The sequence below is a fragment of the Cellulomonas sp. HD19AZ1 genome (assembly GCF_004535805.1).
GTDB classification, from domain to species: Bacteria; Actinomycetota; Actinomycetes; order Actinomycetales; family Cellulomonadaceae; genus Cellulomonas; species Cellulomonas iranensis.
This window is the reverse complement of the sequence record NZ_SPHX01000002.1, coordinates 222,412-239,495: the sequence shown is the minus strand read 5'-3', so window position 1 is coordinate 239,495 and position 17,084 is coordinate 222,412. Positions and strand designations below refer to the sequence as shown.

Sequence of the window (17,084 nt, the reverse complement as noted above, 5' to 3'; positions counted from 1 at the left end):
GGCGCCGACCGAGAGGACGATGACGTGACCGCTCGCACCGCCCGGCGTCCCCTGGCCGCCGTGATCCTGGGGCTCGCCCTCACCCTCACCGGGAGCCTGCCCGCGCAGGCAGCCGACCAGCGCGGCGCCGACCCGACCGTCCAGAGCATCGAGGCCGCGCGCGGGCCGTTCGCGACCTCGACGTCGCGCGTGTCGTCGTTCGTGTCCGGGTTCGGCGGCGGGACGATCTACTACCCGATCGACACGTCGCAGGGGCGCTTCGGGGGCGTCGTCATCGCCCCCGGGTACACCGCGGGCGAGTCGAGCATCGCGTGGCTCGGCCCGCGCCTGGCGTCGCAGGGCTTCGTGGTCTTCACGATCGACACGCTCACGCGCGTCGACCAGCCCGCGTCGCGCGGGCGCCAGCTGCTCGCCGCGGCCGACTACCTCACGCAGCGCAGCGACGTCGCCGACCGCGTCGACCCCGCCCGCCTCGCGGTCATGGGGCACTCGATGGGCGGCGGCGGGACGCTCGAGGCGGCCAAGAGCCGGCCCGGCCTCAAGGCGATCATCCCGCTGACGCCGTGGAACCTCGACAAGACGTGGCCCGAGATCACGACGCCCACGCTGATCTTCGGCGCGCAGAACGACTCGGTGGCCTCGGTGGTCACGCACGCGCGGCCGTTCTACCAGACCCTGCCGGCGACGACGCCGCGCAGCTACCTCGAGCTGCGCGGCGCGTCGCACTTCGCGCCGAACCTGTCGAACACCACGATCGCGAAGTACTCGATCGCGTGGCTCAAGCGGTTCGTCGACGACGACCAGCGCTACACGCAGTTCCTGTGCCCGGCGCCCGCGGACACGGCGCTGTCCGACGTGCGGACGAGCTGCCCGTTCTGACGGCACCCGCCCCGGCGGGTCATGCGGCCGGCGCGGCCCGGTACACGAGGCGGCGGTAGAGCGCCTCGGCCGGGCCCCGCCGGCCCGCGGCCTCGAGCGACACCGCGACGACGACGGTCACGAGCCACACGCCGACGCCCCACGCGACGACCTGGGCGCTGCCCATGCCGACGCCGAGCCCGCCGGCCCACGGCGCGAGCGGCAGCACGAACAGCACGGACTGCAGCAGGTAGCACGTGAGCGACCGCGTGCCGACGGCCCGCAGCGCGCGGCCCGCCGGACCCAGCGTCGCGAGCGTCAGCCCGCGCGCCGCGACGACCCACCCGACGAGCGCCGCGAACGCGACGCCACCCGCCGCACCCGTGATCAGGTGCAGCGTCCCCGTGCCGAGCACGTCGAGCGCCGACGGGTCCCGCAGGCCCGCGACGGACGACGCGTGCGGCACCGCGCCGAGCACGCTCACCGCGAGCCCGACGACGACGGTGCGGCGCAGCAGCGGCAGGTGGTCGGCGGGCCGCTCGAGGACCTCACGGCGCGCGGCCCACAGGCCCAGCAGCAGCAGCGGCAGCGCGACGAGCGCGCCGATGGGTGCCGCGACGACGCCCGCCGAGACGCGCGTGAGCACACCCGCGAGCACGGTCTGGTCGACGGGCATGGCGATGGCCTCGCCGCCGTCCCACGACGCGGCCATGACGACCAGGCTCTCCATCGCCCCGTTGACGAGCCCGGCGGCGATCAGGCTCACGCCCGCGACGACCAGGAGCGTGCGGTCGGACGCGCGCACGAGCGTGACCGCGAGCAGCCCGGCGACCCCGTACGCCGTGAGGATGTCGCCGCCGAACAGCAGCAGCACGTGCGCGGCGCCGAACGCCAGCAGCACGCCCGCGCGCCGCAGCAGGTCGGACCGGCACGCGTCCCACGGCACCCACGCGGCGGCGCGGCGGCGGACGACGACGCCGATGCCGTACCCGTACAGCAGCGCGAACATCGGCATGGTGCGCCGGTCGACGAACAACGACACGACGCCGTCGACCACGCGGTCGAGCGTCGACCCGTCCACGGGCCGCGAGCCGATCCCGACGGCTCCGCCGACGACGTGTGCGGTCGCGTTGGCGATCGCGATGCCCAGCAGCGCGAGCCCGCGCGCGACGTCCGGCGCGACGGCGCGCGCCGACGCCGGGACGGGGCCGACGTGCGCGGGCGGCGCGGCCGGGGCGGACGCTGCGCCAGGGGCGGGAGCTGCGGCGGGGACGGGCGGCGCTGCCGGCGGGCCGGCGGGAGCACCGGGGGAGGGGAACGGCGTCGTCATGCCCTCATCGTGGCGGCCGCGCGGACGGTGCGCGTCGGCCGCGCGACGGGTCCTGCGCTCCGTCCCGCGGCCGAGGCGAGCGACGTCGTGATCCGCCCGGCGGGCGTCAGCGTGCGGCCTTCGCGGCCGCCTTGGCGGCGCGCTTGGTCTCCCGCACGCGCGCGAGCGAGTCGGCGTCGACCACGTCGGCGATCGAGCGCGGGTGGTCGTCGCCGTACGCGCCCGCGGCCTCGCGCCAGCCGGCCGGCTGCACGCCGCGCTGCTTGCCGAGCAGCGCGAGGAAGATGCGGGCCTTCTGGTCGCCGAACCCGGGCAGCGCCTTCAGCCGGCGCAGCACCGTGCGCCCGTCGGGGTCGCCGTCGGTCCACAGCCGCGTGACGTCACCGTCGTACGCGTCGACGACCTCGCGCGCGACCGCCTGGATGCGCCCGGCCATCGACCCGGGGTAGCGGTGCACGGCCGGCGGCGTCGCGCACAGCGCCGTGAACTCGTCGGGGTCGGCGTCGGCGATGCGCCGCACGTCCCACCCGCCCATGCGGTCCGCGATCTTCGCCGGGCCCGCGAACGCGGTCTCCATCGCGACCTGCTGGTCGAGCAGCATGCCGACCAGCAGCGCGAACGGGTCCGAGTCGAGCAGGCGGTCGGCGGCCTCGTCACCGGTCATCCAGAGCGTCATGCCCCCATGGTCGCGCACGTGCCGCACGACGCGCCCGAGGGCCCGCGGTCAGACGCCGGACGGTGTGCCGGGGGACGCGAGGTCGGCCGGCTCGTCGACGTCACGGCGCGCGCCGGACGCCGCGGGGACGTCGAGCGGCACGTGCCCCGCGGCGGCGTGCCGGGCCGAGGACCCGGGCCCGAAGCGCGGGTGCGGGCGGTGCGGCCAGGTCGCGGTGAGCATGGTCGTGCCGGTGCCCGCGGCGTCGGGGACGTGCGCGCGCGGCACGTCGGCCGCGCGCCGCAGCACGTCGTCGACCTCGGCGGGCAGGAGGTGCGGCAGGTCGCCGAGCACCACCACGACGTGCGCGCCCGGGGCCGTCGCGCGCACGTGCTCGACGCCCGCGGAGACGGCGGCGTCCAGCCCGGCGGCGGGCACGTCGGGTCGGGCCCCTCCGGCCTCCCGACCGGCGTCCCCACCGGCATCCCCACCGACGTGCGCGCCGTCGGACGCGACCGGCTCGGGCAGCAGCACGACGCGCGGGTCGGCGACGTCGAGCGGCTCGGGCGCGGGGGAGACGACGACCACGCCGGCGACGTCGGACGCTCCGAGCAGCGCCTGCACGGTCGCCGTCGCCATGGTGCGCACGAGCTCGGCGCGCGCGTCGTCGTCGAGGGCGCCGGTCAGCCGGGACTTGCCGTGCCGCGGGTCCTTGACGGGCACCACGGCCCACCACGCGCTCACGGCGCGCGGTCCACCAGCGCGAGCGCGGCGGCCGCGATGTGCGCGGTCGTCGGCACGTCGGTCATGAGGGTCGGCGCAGCGGCGGCGCGCCAGCCCTCGGCGACCAGCACCGGCACGGCGTCCGCGTCGGCGTCGTCGACGAGCCACGCGTCGAGCACGCCGCCGTCCGCGCGCAGGCCGAGGTGCCGCGCGACCGCGCCCGCCTGCGTCGTGACGCCGATCGCCGCGAGGCACGCGTCGGCCATGCCGCGCACGGGCGCACCGCCGACCACGGGGCTGACGCCCACGACCGGCGCCGCGGTCGCGCGCAGCGCGTCGCGGACCCCGGGGACGCCGAGGATCGTGCCGACCGACACCACCGGGTTCGACGGCGGCAGCACCACGACGTCGGCCTCCGTCAGCGCCTCCAGCACGCCCGGCGCGGGCGTCGCGCGCTCGACGCCGACCTGCACGAACCCGCGCGCAGGCACGGCCGCGCGGTGCCGCACCCACCACTCCTCGAAGTGGATCGTGCCGTCGTCGGTCACGACGTGCGTCTCGACCTCGTCGTCCGACATCGGCAGCAGCCGCACGCCGGGACGCCAGCGCTCGGCGAGCCGCGCCGTCACGCGCGACAGCGGCTCCCCGGCGCGCAGCAACGACGTGCGGGCCAGGTGCGTCGCGAGGTCGAGGTCGCCGAGCGTGAACCACTCCCAGCCCAGCCCGTACGCCGCCAGGTCGGTCGCGGTGCGCGTCGACTCCTCGCGCCGCCCCCAGCCCTGCCCCTCGTGCACCGCACCGCCGAGCGTGTACATCAGCGTGTCGAGGTCCGGGCAGACGCGCACGCCGTGCAGCCACAGGTCGTCGCCCGTGTTGGCGACGACCGTGACCTGCGCGGTCGTGCCGCCCGCGCCGTCCGGCAGCCGGTCGCGCAGCAGCGCCAGCAGCCCGCGCGTGAACCGTGCGCCACCGACCCCGCCCGAGAGCACCGTGACCTTCATCCGTCGACCCTCATGCGTCCGATCCTCACGCGTCGCACCTCGTGCGTCGCTCATCCGTCCTCCACGGGCCCGTACGCGATGACGGGGCGGCCCGTCACCGGGTGGGTCAGCACGTGCGCGGCCACGCCGTACACGTCGTGCACGAGTGCGGGCGTCAGCACCTCGACGGGCGGCCCCGCCGCGACCAGCCGCCCGGCCGACAGCACGAGCACGTGCTCGCAGTACGCGGCCGCGAGGTTGAGGTCGTGCAGCGCCGCGACGGTCGTGACGCCCAGGCGCCGCACGAACCCGAGGAGCGCGAGCTGCGCGCTCACGTCGAGGTGGTTGGTCGGCTCGTCGAGCAGCAGCAGCGCGGGCTCCTGCGCGAGGGCGCGCGCGACGTGCACGCGCTGCCGCTCGCCGCCCGACAGCGTCCCCCACGCGCGGTCCGCGAGGTGCGCCGCGGCCGCGGCCTCGAGCGCGCGGTCCACCGCGCCGGGGTCGGGGTCCGTGCCCCACACCGAGCGGTAGGGCGTGCGACCGAGCGCGACGACCTCGCGCACGCTCAGCGGCACGGCCGCGTCCGACGCCTGCTCGAGCAGCGCGACCCGTCGTGCGCGCTCGCGGCGCGGCAGCGTGTGCACGGGCACCGCGGGCCGCGGGTCCGACGCCGCCGGGTCGCTCACGAGCACGGCGCCCGCGTGCGGCTCCAGCAGCCCGGCGACCAGGCGCAGCAGCGTCGTCTTGCCCGCGCCGTTGGGGCCCAGCAGCCCGGTCAGCGCACCCGGCGGGGGCGTCGCGTCGACGCCGTCGACCACCCACCGGCCGCCCAGCCGTGCGCCCGCCCCGGCGATGCTCAGCTCCACGACGCCCCCCGCCCGCGCCGCAGCAGCACCGCGAAGACCGGCACCCCGAGCAGCGCCGTGACGATCCCGACGGGCAGCTCGCGCGGGTCGAACACCGTGCGCGCGAGCGTGTCCGCCCACACCAGCAGCACCGCGCCCGCGAGGCCCGCCACGGGCAGCAGGCGTCGGTGCGCGGGGCCCGTCACCACGGACACCGCGTGCGGCAGCACGAGCCCGACGAACCCGATCGCGCCGGACACCGCGACCATCGCGCCCGTGAGCAGCGCGACCAGCGTCATCGTCACCCAGCGCGTGCGGTCCACGTGGACGCCCAGCGCCGCGGCGGCGGTGTCGCCGAACGCGAACGCGTCGAGCCGCCCCGCCCCCGCCAGCACGACCGACCCGACCACCACGAGCGCACCGCCCGCGATGGCGACCGACGCCCACGTCGCGCCCGCGAGCGACCCCATGAGCCACGACAGGATCTCGCGGTACGAGTCGCCGGTCGCCGTCCAGAACACCACGAACGACGTCGCCGCCGCCGCGAGCTGCGAGATCGCAAGCCCCGCGAGCACCGCACGCGTGGGCGTCAGCGTGCCGCCCGTGCGCGCGAGCGCGAGCGTCGCCGCGAGCGCCGCGAGCGCACCGACGAACGCCGCGACGGGCAGCAGCAGCGCGACCCCCAGCAGCAGCACCGCGACCGCCCCGAGCGACGCACCCGACGACAGCCCCAGCAGGTACGGGTCGGCGAGCGGGTTGCGCGTGAGCGACTGCATGACGGCGCCCGCGACGGCCAGGCCCGCCCCGACCGCCGCGGCGGTGAGCACGCGCGGCAAGCGCAGCTCCCACACGATCGCGTCGTGCAGGCGCGGCACGTCGGGTGCGCGCAGGCCCAGGTGCGCGCCGACCGACCGCACGACCTCGCCCACGCCCAGGTCGGCGGGACCGATCGTCACGGCGACGAGCAGGGTCGTCACCAGCGCCGCGGCGCCCACGGCGAGCAGCACCGCGAGCGGCGGGCGCAGCGGTGCGCGTCCGCCCGCGGCGACCGCCGGTGCGTCAGCCCGCGTCGAGCGCACGCACGGCCTCGGCGACGTCCGCGGCGGCCTGCGCGTTGCGCACGCCGGCCTCGGTCGCGGCGAACGGGACCACGACGTAGCGCTGCTCGCGCACGGCGTCGAGCTGCGACGTCGCCGGGTTCGCGGCGAGCGCGGCCTTCTTGCTCTCGGCGGTGTTCCAGGCGGCGTCGACCAGCACGATCACGTCGGGGTCGGCGGCCACGACCTGCTCCCAGCCGACCGACGTCCACGTGTCGCGCACGTCGGCGAACACGTTGGTGAGCCCCGCGGCGGCCATGATCATCTGCGGTGCGCCGATCCCGGCGCCCACGTACGGGGTGTCGCCGCCCGACGACCACCACAGGGCCGTGGTGCCGTCGACCGGCGCGATCGCGTCGAGCACGCCTTGCTGCTCGGCGACCACGGCCTCGGCCGCGTCGGGCACGCCCAGCACCGCGCCGACCTCGCGGACCTCGCCGAACACGTCGTCGAACGTCAGCGGGTCCGGCTGGTAGCCGGGCTCCTTGCAGGCCGCGGGGGACACGTACGTGGCGATGCCGAGCGCCGCGAGCGACGCGCGGTCGCCCGCGCCGTCGGCCGTGAGGTTCGACTCCCACCCGGCGTACACGAGGTCGGGCTCCGACCCGAGCAGCGCCTCGGGGCCCGGGACCTTGTCGGACAGGACGGGGACGTCGGCCACGTCGGCCGCCCAGCGCTCGGGCACGGGGCCGTCGGCGAACGCCGTGCCGACCAGACGGTCGGCGGCACCGAGCGCGAGCACCATCTCGGTGGTGGACGACTTGATGGTCACGACGCGTCGCGGCGGCGCGTCGAACGTGACCTCGGTGCCGCAGTTGTCGACCGTCACGGGCCGGTAGGCGCCCGACGACGCCGTCGACGCGGCCGCGCCGTCGGTCGAGGGGGACGCGGCCGGCGCCCCCGACGCGCACCCGGCCAGCGCGAGCGCGGCCAGCGCGGCGAGCGGGACCAGCCGCGTGCGGGCGCGGACGGACGACGGACGGTGGACGGCGCGGGGCATGGGGTCTCTCTCCGGCGGGGGCTGCTGCCGCGCACGTCGTCGGACGCGGACGTCGGGGGTGGGGCGCACGTCGCGCCACGGAGGACCGTCCCAGGCCAGGGCGGTGCGACCCGGCCAGAGAGGGGGCCGGGTTCCGACCCGTCACCCTAGGCGCAGCCCCCGGGTGCCGGGCAAGCCGGGCGGACGTGGCGTGCGTCGCGGTGGCTCACGCGCGGACCGCGGCGGCCAGCGCGGCGGCGACGCGCTCGGCGTCGGCGTCCGGCAGCACGCCCGTGGTCACGCGCACGAACCCGCCGCGCGGCGGCGGCTCCGCGAGGAACGCCCGCCCGCGCGCGACCCGCACCCCGGCGGCCTCGAGCCGTGCCAGGGCCGCGTCCTCGTCGCGCACGCGCAGCCACACGTGCAGACCGTCGCCCGGCGGGACTGCCACGCCGTGCCGCGCGAGCGCCGTCGCGAGGCTCTCGCGCCGCGCGCGGTACGCGTCACGGGCGTGCGCGACCGCCGCGACCGCGCGCGCGTCGGCCAGCAGGTCGGCCAGCACGCGCTGCAGCAGACGGCTCGTCCACCCGGGCCCGAGCAGCCGCCGCGCGACGAGCGCGTCGAGCACGGCCGCGGGCCCGCCGACCGCGGCGATGCGCAGGTCCGGCCCGTGCGACGCCGAGTACGACCGCACGTGCACGACGCGACCGGGCAGCAGCGCCCCGAGGCTCGTGGCGGGCGACGACGCGACGTCGCCCGCGTGGTCGTCCTCGACGACCCACGGCGGGGCTGCCGCGCGGCGCAGCACGGCGGCCAGCGACCGCAGCCGTGCGGGCGTGGTGCTGACGCCCGTCGGGTTGTGGGCGCGGGGCTGCAGCAGCACGGCCCGCGCACCGACGCGCAGCGCGTGCGCCAGCGCGTCCGGGCGCGGGCCGTGCGCGTCGAGCGGCACCGCGACGCGCTCGAGCCCCAGGTGGTCGAGGAGGTCGAGGAGCGGCGGCGCGCCGGGGTCCTCGACCGCGACCCGGTCGCCGAACCCGACGACCTGCTCGAGCACGCGGCCCAGCGCGTCGACCGCGCCGTCGACGACCGTGAGCCGCTGCGCGGCGAACGGCCACGACGCGCGCAGCAGACGCTCGAGCTCGGGCACCACCGGGTCGTCGAGGTAGTCGGGCGGTCGCGCGGCGCGCGTGCGTGCCGCGACGCGCGCGAGCGCGGGCCGCAGGTCGGGCAGCAGCGCGGCGTCGGGTCCGCCGCCGCCGAGGTCCAGGCACGCGGCGGGCACCCGCGCGAGCTCGCGGTACCGGCGGGGCAGCCGGCTCGCGGGGCCGGGCAGCACGGACGTCCCGGCGCGCCCGCGCGACAGCACCAGCCCCGCGGTCGCGAGGGCCTGCCACGCCGCGCCGACGGTCGCCGGGCTCACGCCGAGCGCCGCGGCCAGCTCGCGCACGGTCGGCAGCCGGTCGCCGGGCAGCAGGTCGCCCGCGTGCACGAGGCGCGCGATCGTCGCGGCGATGCCCCGGGGGGACCGGTCGGTGACGCGGTCCGCCAGCTCCTGCGGTGACATGCGCGCATCGTGGCGTGCCCGTGTTGCGGGGGCGTGTCCGGTCGATGTGCGGCGTTCGCGGACGTGCGTCCGGGGCGACGACGGTGCGCGGGCGTGCCCACCGCCGCCGCCCCGGGACGGTCCGTCAGCGCGTCGTCACGCGGCGGCGCACGTGACGGTCGCCCCCGCGCCGTCGCCCGTGCCCTGGAAGCCGAACGTCGTGCTCCCGCCGGCCGCGACGCGGCCGTTCCAGTCGGCGTTCGTCACGCTCAGCGGTGCGCCGCCCGTCGACCGCCCGTTCCACACCTGCGTCGCGGTGGCGCCCGACGGCAGGGTCACGGTCACGCGCCACCCCGTCAGCGGTGCCGCCCCGGCGGTCACGGTGACGTCGGCGACGAAGCCCCCGGGCCAGCTGTTCGCGAGCCGGTACGTCGCGGTGCAGGCGCCCGCGGGCGCGGTCGGCGACGGGGTCGCGGTGGGGGTCGGCGTGGGCGTCACCGTCGGGGTCGGGGTGACGGTGGGCGTGGGCGTCGGGGTGGGTGACACGGTGGGCGAGGGCGTCGGCTGCGGTCCCGCGTCGGCCCACGCGTCCTGCAGGAACGCGGCGATCGTGTCCCAGCTCGGGTTCGGCGAGCCCTGCGTCACGGTCTCCTGGCAGCCGCGCACGGTGCGCACGGTCTGCTGGCCGTACCGCGCCGCGCTCGTGACGTCGGGGTGGCTGTGCCCGGCGCCCGGGACCGAGAAGAACCGGGTGTCGACGCACGCCGCCTTGAGCGCCGCGTAGAGGATCTCGGTCTGCGCGTGCGGCACGACCGTGTCGGCGCGCCCGTGCAGCAGAAGCATCGGCGGGTCGTTCGCGTCGACGTACGTCAGCGGGTTGGCCTGCCGGGCCTTGTCGGGGCACGACGGGATCGCGCAGCCCAGCAGCTGCGCCTCGGGTGCGGACGGGCTGTCGTGGTCGATCCAGCCGTGCGGGTCCTGCTCCTTGAGCCGCAGGAAGTCGGTCGGGCCGAAGAAGTCGACGCCCGCCTGCACGTCGCTCGACACCCCGGTCGTGCCCACCTGCCCCTCGAGCGCTGCGACGCCGTTGGTGAGCGCGGCCATGCTCGCGACCCACCCGCCCGACGAGTCGCCCATCGTCGCGAACCGCGCGGGGTCGATCCGGTACTGCGCGGCGTTCGCGCGCAGCCAGCGGATCGCCGCCTTGACGTCGTGCACCTGGGCGGGGAACTTCGCCTGCGAGCTCGACCGCACGCTGACGCCGGCGACGGCGATGCCGCGCGCGTTGAGCTGCTGCGCGACCGCCGCCGCACCGGTCTTGCCGTCGTCGGACGACCACGCGGAGCCGGTGGACCACACGACGAGCGGCGCCGGGCCCGGGCCGTCGGGCAGGTACAGGTCGAGCAGGTGGCCCCGGCTGCCCGCGGGGTCCGCGGGCGCGTAGGCGATGTTGGTGACGGTCTGGGCGGCGTGCGCCGGGGTCCCCACCCCGACGAGCGCCCCGGTGGCGGCGAGCACGCCGGCGACGGTGCCGGCGATCCACGAGCCGCGGGTCCTGGTCATGCGACCTCCTCGTCCTCGACACGGTCGTCGAGCCTCCACCGTGCTCCCGGCCCGCGGCCGGCGACCACCGCCGAAACGGTTCGGCTGCGTCCCCGAAACTGTCGGGACGTGCCGTGGGTGCGACCGCTAGGGTCGCCGCGTGGCCTCCCTCCCGTCCTACGACGACCTGCCCGAGGGCCCGGCCGGCGGCCGCCTCGCCTGGCACGTCTTCGGTGCGGACGACGAGCTCGGCCTGCTCAACCTGCTGACGCCCGAGCGCGTCCGCGAGGCGGCGGCGCTCGTGCGCCGGGGCGCGACGTTCCCGCTCGACCACCCGCTGGACCGCTACCGGCCGCCGCTCCACCCCGATCGCGCGGTCCCCGAGCACCACGTCACGACCGCGATGTCGGGGCTGCTGCTCGACGACGCGTACGACCGCTTCCCCCCGCAGGCCGGCAGCCAGTGGGACTCGCTCGCGCACGTCGGGTACGACGCCGGGGTGTTCTACAACGGCGCGACCCTCGCGCAGGTCACCTCGGGTACGCGCCTCACGGTCGACCGCTGGGCGCGGCACGGGGTCGTGGGGCGCGCTGTCGTGCTCGACATGCCCGCGACGTTCGCCGCCGCCGGGGTCGACCACGACCCGTCGTCGACGCTCCGGTACGGGGTCGAGGAGCTGCGGGCGGCCGCCGAGCACGGCGGCGTCACGCACCGGCCGGGCGACGTGCTGCTGCTCCACACCGGGTTCGCGGAGTGGTACGCGGCGCAGGACGCGACGACGCGCGAGCGGCTGCCGGGCGCGGTGACGACGCCCGGCCTCGCGCAGAGCGAGGACGTCGCGCGCTACCTGTGGGACCTGCACGCCGTCGGCGTCGCGTCCGACAACTACGCGGTCGAGGCGTGGCCCCCGCCCGCGGGCGGCGTGCCCGAGCCGTTCCGGTTCCTGCACCGGACGCTCGTCGGCTCGTTCGGCATGCTGCTCGGCGAGCTGTGGCACCTCGCGGACCTCGTGGCCGACTGTCGCGCCGACGGCCGCCACGAGGGCATGCTGACCAGTGCGCCCCTGCACGCCCCGGGCGGGACCGGCTCGACCGCCAACGCCCTCGTCCTGAAGTAGGCGGGCACCCGCCCGTCGCACCTGCCGCACCCCGTCTCACCCCCAGGAGCACCGCATGACCACGTCCGCCGACCGTCCCCGCCGCGCGCTCGTCACGGGCGCCTCGTCCGGCATCGGCGCCGCCACGGTGCGCCGGCTGCGCGCCGACGGCTGGGACGTCGTCGCGACCGCGCGGCGCGGCGACCGCCTCGCGGCGCTCGCGCAGGAGACCGGCGCGGAGACGGTCGTCGCCGACCTCACGCGCGACGCCGACGTCGGCGCGCTCGTGGCGCACGTGCGGGACACCGGCGGGCTCGACGCCGTGGTCAACAACGCCGGCGGCGCGTTCGGGCAGGACACCGTCGAGGACGGCGACCTCGACCAGTGGCGCGCGATGTACGAGATCAACGTGCTCGGCACGCTGCGCGTCGTGCAGGGCGTGCTGCCGCTGCTGCGCGAGCGCGGCGCGGGCGACGTCGTCGTGGTCACGTCGACCGCCGCGCACGGCGCCTACCCGGGCGGCGCCGGGTACACCGGCGCCAAGCACGCCGAGCGCATGCTCGCCACCACGCTGCGGTGGGAGCTCGTCGGCGAGCCGATCCGCGTCGTCGAGATCGCGCCAGGCGCGGTCGCGACCGAGGAGTTCTCGCTCGTGCGGTTCGGCGGCGACGCCGAGCGCGCCGCCCAGGTGTACGAGGGGTACCAGCCGCTCGTCGCCGACGACGTCGCCGACACGATCGCGTGGAGCCTGTCGCGCCCGCCGCACGTCAACGTCGACCTGCTGGTCGTGCGCCCGCGCGCGCAGGCCAACAACACGACGATCGCCCGCACCGGGGTCTGACGCGCGGTCCCGCGCGGTCCGACCCGCACCGCGCGACACCGGGCCTGCTCCGGGTGCGGTGTCGGCGCACCGACCTAGGCTGACCGGGTGCCACCCCGCGAGACCTCCACGACGCGCGCCCTGCTGCGCCTCGTGCGGTGGGCGCGTCCCGCGCTGCCGCGCGTCGTCGCGGGCGGCAGCGCGACCCTCGTCGCGAGCCTGCTCGCGCTCGCGGTGCCGCAGGTGCTGCGCGGGGTCGTCAACGGTCCGCTGCTGACCGACGGGTCCCGCACCGCCGTCGTGCACGCCGCGCTGCTCGTGCTCGCGCTCGGCGTGCTCGAGGCGTTCCTCGTGTGGTGCCGGCGCGCGCTCATCGCGACGCCCGGCACGAGCGTCGAGCGCACCATGCGCACCGACCTGTTCCGGCACCTGCTCGACCTGCCCGTCGCGTTCCACGACCGGTGGGCCGGCGGGCAGCTGCTGCAGCGGTCGATGGGGGACCTGCACCTCGTGCGCCGGTGGATGGTCTTCGGGCTCGTGCAGCTCGTGGTGTCGGCGACCACGGTCGTGGTGGGGGCCGCGCTGCTGCTCGTCACGACCCCGCTGCTCGGGCTGGTGTACCTCGCGGGCGCGGTGCCGGTGATCTGGCTCGGGTTCCGGTTCCGGCAGGACTACAAGGTCGTCGCGCGGCGCGCGCGCGACCAGGCGGGCGACCTCGCGACGAGCGTCGAGGAGTCGGTGCACGGCATCCGCGTGCTCAAGGCATTCGGCCGCGGCGACGACGCGCTCGACGACTTCGTGCGGCAGGCCGACGAGCTGCGCGGCACCGAGCTCGACAAGGCGCGCGCGCAGTCGCGCATGTCGTTCGCGCTCGCGTGGATCCCCGAGACGACGCTCGCGGTCGCGCTGGGGCTCGGCGTGGGGCTCGCGGCGTCCGACCGCGTGAGCATCGGCGCGCTCGTCGCGTTCTTCGCGACCGCAGCGGTCATGACCAGGCCCGTCGAGAGCCTCGGTCAGCTGCTCGCGATGACGCTCGACGCGCGCGCCGGCACCGACCGCTACCTCGACGTCATGGACACCGTGCCCGCGCTCGCCGACCCCGCGGCCCCCGCCGCGCTGCCGCCCGCACCCGCGCACGGCTCGCGCGTCGAGCTGCGCGACGTGCGGTTCGCGCACGGCGACCGCGCGGTGCTCGACGGCGTCGACCTCGTGCTCGAGCCGGGCACGACGACCGCGCTCGTGGGGCTGACCGGCAGCGGCAAGACGACGCTCCTGCAGCTCGTGCCGCGGCTGTACGACGTCACCGGCGGTGCGGTGCTGCTCGACGGCGTCGACGTGCGCGACCTCACGCGCCACGACCTGCGCGGTGCCGTGGCCGTCGCGTTCGAGGACCCGATCCTGTTCTCGGCGTCGGTGCGCGAGAACGTCCTCATGGGCGTGCCGGTCGAGCGGCTCGCGACGATGCCCGACGCCGAGGCGGACGAGCTCGTGCGGGTCGCGCTCGACGTCGCGCGCGCGGGGTTCGTGCACCGCCTGCCGCGGGGCGTCGACACCGTGATCGGCGAGGAGGGCATGAGCCTGTCCGGCGGGCAGCGGCAGCGCGTCGCGCTCGCGCGCGCCATCGTGGGCCGCCCGCGCGTGCTCGTGCTCGACGACCCGCTGTCCGCGCTCGACGTGGCCACCGAGGCCGACGTCACCGACGGGCTGCGCCGCGTGCTCGCGGGCACCACGACGCTCGTCGTCGCGCACCGCACGTCCACGGTCGCGCTGGCCGACCGGGTCGCGGTGCTCGAGGACGGGCGCGTGACCGGCGTCGGCCGGCACGCCGACCTGCTCGCGACGCACCCGCACTACCGGTACGTGCTGACGGCGCAGGACGACGCCGCGGCGGCGCGCGGCGGCTCGTCCGGCGACGACGCCGGAGGGGACGGACCCGGGTTCGGCGGGGCCACGGGCACCGACCGGGTGACCGCGGGCGAGGTGCCGCGATGACCACGACCGCACCGCGACCGCCCGAGGTCGACGACCACGACGCGGGGCTCACGCCCGCGCAGGTCCGTGCGCGCTCGCTCGGCCTGCTGGCCTCGCTGCTGCGCCCGGTCGCGCGGCGCGCGTGGCTCACGGCCCTCGTCGTCGTGGTCGCGCAGCTCGCGCTGGTCGCCGGGCCCGCGCTCGTCGCGGTCGGCATCGACCGGGGCCTGCCGGCGCTGCGCGGCGGCGATGCGGGCCCGCTGCTGCTCGTCGCGGGCGGGTACGCGCTCACCGCGCTCGTCGCGGGCGTGTTCACCGCCGCGACCGTGCGCATGGCCGCCACCGTGAGCCAGGCCGTGCTGCTCGACCTGCGGCGGCGCGTGTTCAGGCACACGCAGCGCCTCAGCCTGGAGTTCCACGAGCGGTACACGTCGGGCCGGATCATCTCGCGGCAGACGTCCGACCTCGACGCGCTGCGCGAGCTGCTCGACGGCGGCGTCACGACGCTCGCGGCGAGCGGGCTCGCCATGGTCTTCACCGCGACCGGGCTCGTGCTGCTCGACTGGCGCAGCGGCCTCGTGCTGCTCGTCGCGGTCGTGCCCGGCGTCGTGCTGACCCGCTGGTTCCAGGTGCGCTCGCAGGTGCAGTACCGGCGCAGCCGCACGGCCGTCGCGCGCGTGATCGTGCGGTTCGTCGAGACCATGACGGGCATCCGCGCGGTGCAGGCGTTCCGCCGCGAGCGGCAGGTCGCACAGGTCTACGAGGCGGAGGCCGAGGAGTACCGGGCCGCGAACGCCGAGGCGATCCGCGTCAACGGCGTGTTCGACACCGGCCTCGTGCTCATCGGCAACGTGACGGTCGCGGCGGTGCTGCTGGTCGGCGGGCTGCGCGTGCTCGACGGTGCGCTCGACGTCGGCGTGCTCGTCGCGGCCGTGCTGTACGCGCGCCGGTTCTTCGCGCCGCTCGCGCAGATCGGCATGTTCTACAACTCGTTCCAGTCGGCGACGGCGGCGCTCGAGAAGCTGTCGGGCCTGCTGGCGCAGGAGCCGACCGTGCCGGACCCGGCACGCCCCGTGCGGCTGCGCGAGCCTGCGGGCGACGTGCGGTTCGCGGGCGTCGAGTTCGGGTACCGCGACGGACCGAGCGTGCTGCCGCGGCTCGACCTGCACGTGCCCGCGGGGCAGACGGTCGCGCTCGTGGGGGAGACGGGCGCCGGCAAGTCGACGGTCGCGAAGCTGCTCGCGCGGTTCTACGACCCGCGCGAGGGCGCCGTGCTGCTCGACGGCGTGGACCTGCGTGACGTCGACCCGCGCGACCTGCGGACCGCGATGGTCATGGTCACGCAGGAGGCCTACCTGTTCTCGGGGTCGGTCGCAGCGAACATCGCGCTCGGGCGGCCCGGGGCCACGCGCGCCGAGATCGAGGCCGCGGCCCGCGCGGTGGGCGTGCACGACCTCGTCGCGTCGCTGCCCGACGGCTACGACACCGAGGTGGACACGCGCGGCGTGCGCCTGTCCGCCGGGCAGCGCCAGCTCGTGTCGTTCGCCCGCGCGTTCCTCGCCGACCCGGCGGTGCTGGTGCTCGACGAGGCGACGAGCTCGCTCGACATCCCGGGCGAGCAGCTCGTGCAGGACGGTCTGCGCACGCTGCTCACGGGCCGCACGGCCGTCGTCATCGCGCACCGGCTGTCGACGGTCATGCACGCCGACCGCGTGCTCGTGGTCGACGGCGGCCGCGTCACCGAGGACGGCAGCCCCGCGGAGCTCGTCGCGGCGGGCGACCGGTTCGCCGAGCTGCACCGGCAGTGGCAGGACTCGCTGCGCAGCGCGTGAGCACCCCGGTGCCCCGGCGCACGTGCGCCGGGGCACCGGTCCCCGTCAGAGGTGCCGCGCGGCGTACGCGTGCAGCGCGTCGCGCACGAACGCCGCACCGGCGTCGTCGTCGCCGTAGTGGCGCGCGAAGCGCGGGTCGGCCACGTACATGTCGGCCAGACCCGTGACGTACTCCCGCACGGGCGTGCCGCCGTGCCCGGGCGTGCCGGGCACCGACGCGAGCCACGCGACGTGCCGCCGCGCGAGCTCCTGCGCCTCGTCGGACCCGGGGTCGGTGCCGCGGGCCGCGGCGGCCGCCCAGTCGCGGGCCAGCGCGGCGGACCGCTCCTGCCACCCGGTGCGCTCGTCGTCGCTCATGCCGCGCCACCAGGTGTCGCCGGCCGCGTACGCCTCGGCTCCCCAGCGCTCCGTCACCTCCTCGCGGTGCTCGCCGTGGTCGAACCCGTCGAACATCTCCTCGAGCACGGGTGTGCTCCCTCCTCGTCGTGCGGACAGCGTCCGGCGCACCGACGCGGCCTGCCGGGCGAGGCGGTCCTGCTCGGCCGCGAGCCACGCGAGGTGCCGGCGCAGCGCCGTCTCCTCGTCGGTCTCGCGATCGAGCACACGGCCGATCTCGCCCAGGCCGAGCCCGAGGTCGCGCAGCAGCAGGATCCGCTGCAGGCGCACGAGCGCGTCGTCGTCGTACCAGCGGTACCCGTTGTCGCCGACCCGGCTGGGGGCCAGCAGCCCGATCGCGTCGTAGTGACGCAACGTGCGGCTGGTCGTGCCGGTCAGCCGGGCGACCTCCTGGATCGACGCCTCCACCGCTCC

Annotated in this window: 15 protein-coding genes; 5 read left to right on the top strand and 10 right to left on the bottom strand. The window is 77.1% G+C overall.

Annotation, left to right across the window (positions count from 1 at the left end):
* Positions 1-24: 24 nt before the first annotated feature.
* Positions 25-879 (top strand): dienelactone hydrolase family protein, encoded by an 855-nt coding sequence (locus tag E4A51_RS04615; protein ID WP_240696378.1) that lies wholly within the window; start codon positions 25-27, stop codon positions 877-879.
* 19 nt (positions 880-898) lie between these two features.
* Here the strand turns inward: E4A51_RS04615 and E4A51_RS04610 are convergent, their stop codons facing one another.
* The 9 genes from E4A51_RS04610 to E4A51_RS18670 all read right to left on the bottom strand — a co-directional run bounded on the left by E4A51_RS04610 (position 899) and on the right by E4A51_RS18670 (position 10,576).
* Positions 899-2,188, bottom strand: a complete 1,290-nt coding sequence (locus E4A51_RS04610) for a DUF418 domain-containing protein (RefSeq protein WP_134851000.1) — start codon at positions 2,186-2,188, stop codon at positions 899-901.
* Positions 2,189-2,294: 106 nt separating this feature from the next.
* Entirely contained in the window at positions 2,295-2,864 is a 570-nt protein-coding gene (locus E4A51_RS04605; RefSeq protein WP_070320971.1) for an HhH-GPD-type base excision DNA repair protein, read from the bottom strand.
* A gap of 48 nt (positions 2,865-2,912) precedes the next feature.
* Positions 2,913-3,587 carry a 2-phospho-L-lactate guanylyltransferase gene (gene cofC, locus E4A51_RS04600; RefSeq protein ID WP_167748822.1) on the bottom strand — a complete coding sequence of 225 codons (675 nt, stop codon included), beginning with the start codon at positions 3,585-3,587 and terminating at the stop codon, positions 2,913-2,915.
* Positions 3,584-4,567 (bottom strand): 2-phospho-L-lactate transferase, encoded by a 984-nt coding sequence (gene cofD / locus E4A51_RS04595; protein WP_134850998.1) that lies wholly within the window; start codon positions 4,565-4,567, stop codon positions 3,584-3,586. Before cofD ends, cofC begins: the two co-directional genes overlap by 4 nt.
* 50 nt (positions 4,568-4,617) lie before the next feature.
* Positions 4,618-5,412 (bottom strand): putative F420-0 ABC transporter ATP-binding protein, encoded by a 795-nt coding sequence (locus E4A51_RS04590; RefSeq protein WP_134850997.1) that lies wholly within the window; start codon positions 5,410-5,412, stop codon positions 4,618-4,620.
* Complete coding sequence (locus tag E4A51_RS04585) at positions 5,403-6,470, bottom strand: putative F420-0 ABC transporter permease subunit (RefSeq protein WP_206119946.1); 1,068 nt, start codon at positions 6,468-6,470, stop codon at positions 5,403-5,405. The genes E4A51_RS04590 and E4A51_RS04585 overlap by 10 nt, the downstream gene beginning before the upstream one ends.
* The gene (locus tag E4A51_RS04580; protein ID WP_134850996.1) at positions 6,451-7,488 is read right to left on the bottom strand and encodes a putative F420-0 ABC transporter substrate-binding protein; all 1,038 of its coding nucleotides are present in this window, start codon (positions 7,486-7,488) and stop codon (positions 6,451-6,453) included. The genes E4A51_RS04585 and E4A51_RS04580 overlap by 20 nt, the downstream gene beginning before the upstream one ends.
* 205 nt (positions 7,489-7,693) lie before the next feature.
* The gene (locus E4A51_RS04575) at positions 7,694-9,034 is read right to left on the bottom strand and encodes an aminotransferase class I/II-fold pyridoxal phosphate-dependent enzyme (RefSeq protein WP_134850995.1); all 1,341 of its coding nucleotides are present in this window, start codon (positions 9,032-9,034) and stop codon (positions 7,694-7,696) included.
* Between the two features lie 135 nt (positions 9,035-9,169).
* Positions 9,170-10,576 (bottom strand): cellulose binding domain-containing protein, encoded by a 1,407-nt coding sequence (locus tag E4A51_RS18670; protein WP_134850994.1) that lies wholly within the window; start codon positions 10,574-10,576, stop codon positions 9,170-9,172.
* Positions 10,577-10,715: 139 nt separating this feature from the next.
* Between E4A51_RS18670 and E4A51_RS04565 the strand changes: the two genes are divergently transcribed.
* The 4 genes from E4A51_RS04565 to E4A51_RS04550 all read left to right on the top strand — a co-directional run bounded on the left by E4A51_RS04565 (position 10,716) and on the right by E4A51_RS04550 (position 16,274).
* Positions 10,716-11,672 carry a cyclase family protein gene (locus E4A51_RS04565; RefSeq protein ID WP_134850993.1) on the top strand — a complete coding sequence of 319 codons (957 nt, stop codon included), beginning with the start codon at positions 10,716-10,718 and terminating at the stop codon, positions 11,670-11,672.
* Between the two features lie 55 nt (positions 11,673-11,727).
* Entirely contained in the window at positions 11,728-12,492 is a 765-nt protein-coding gene (locus tag E4A51_RS04560) for an SDR family oxidoreductase (protein ID WP_134850992.1), read from the top strand.
* A gap of 87 nt (positions 12,493-12,579) precedes the next feature.
* A complete protein-coding gene (locus E4A51_RS04555) occupies positions 12,580-14,463 on the top strand; it encodes an ABC transporter ATP-binding protein (RefSeq protein ID WP_167748821.1) in 1,884 nt (627 codons plus the stop codon).
* A complete protein-coding gene (locus tag E4A51_RS04550; RefSeq protein ID WP_070319749.1) occupies positions 14,460-16,274 on the top strand; it encodes an ABC transporter ATP-binding protein in 1,815 nt (604 codons plus the stop codon). The genes E4A51_RS04555 and E4A51_RS04550 overlap by 4 nt, the downstream gene beginning before the upstream one ends.
* Before the next feature lie 45 nt (positions 16,275-16,319).
* Here the strand turns inward: E4A51_RS04550 and E4A51_RS04545 are convergent, their stop codons facing one another.
* Complete coding sequence (locus tag E4A51_RS04545) at positions 16,320-17,078, bottom strand: MerR family transcriptional regulator (RefSeq protein ID WP_070319748.1); 759 nt, start codon at positions 17,076-17,078, stop codon at positions 16,320-16,322.
* Positions 17,079-17,084: the final 6 nt, after the last annotated feature.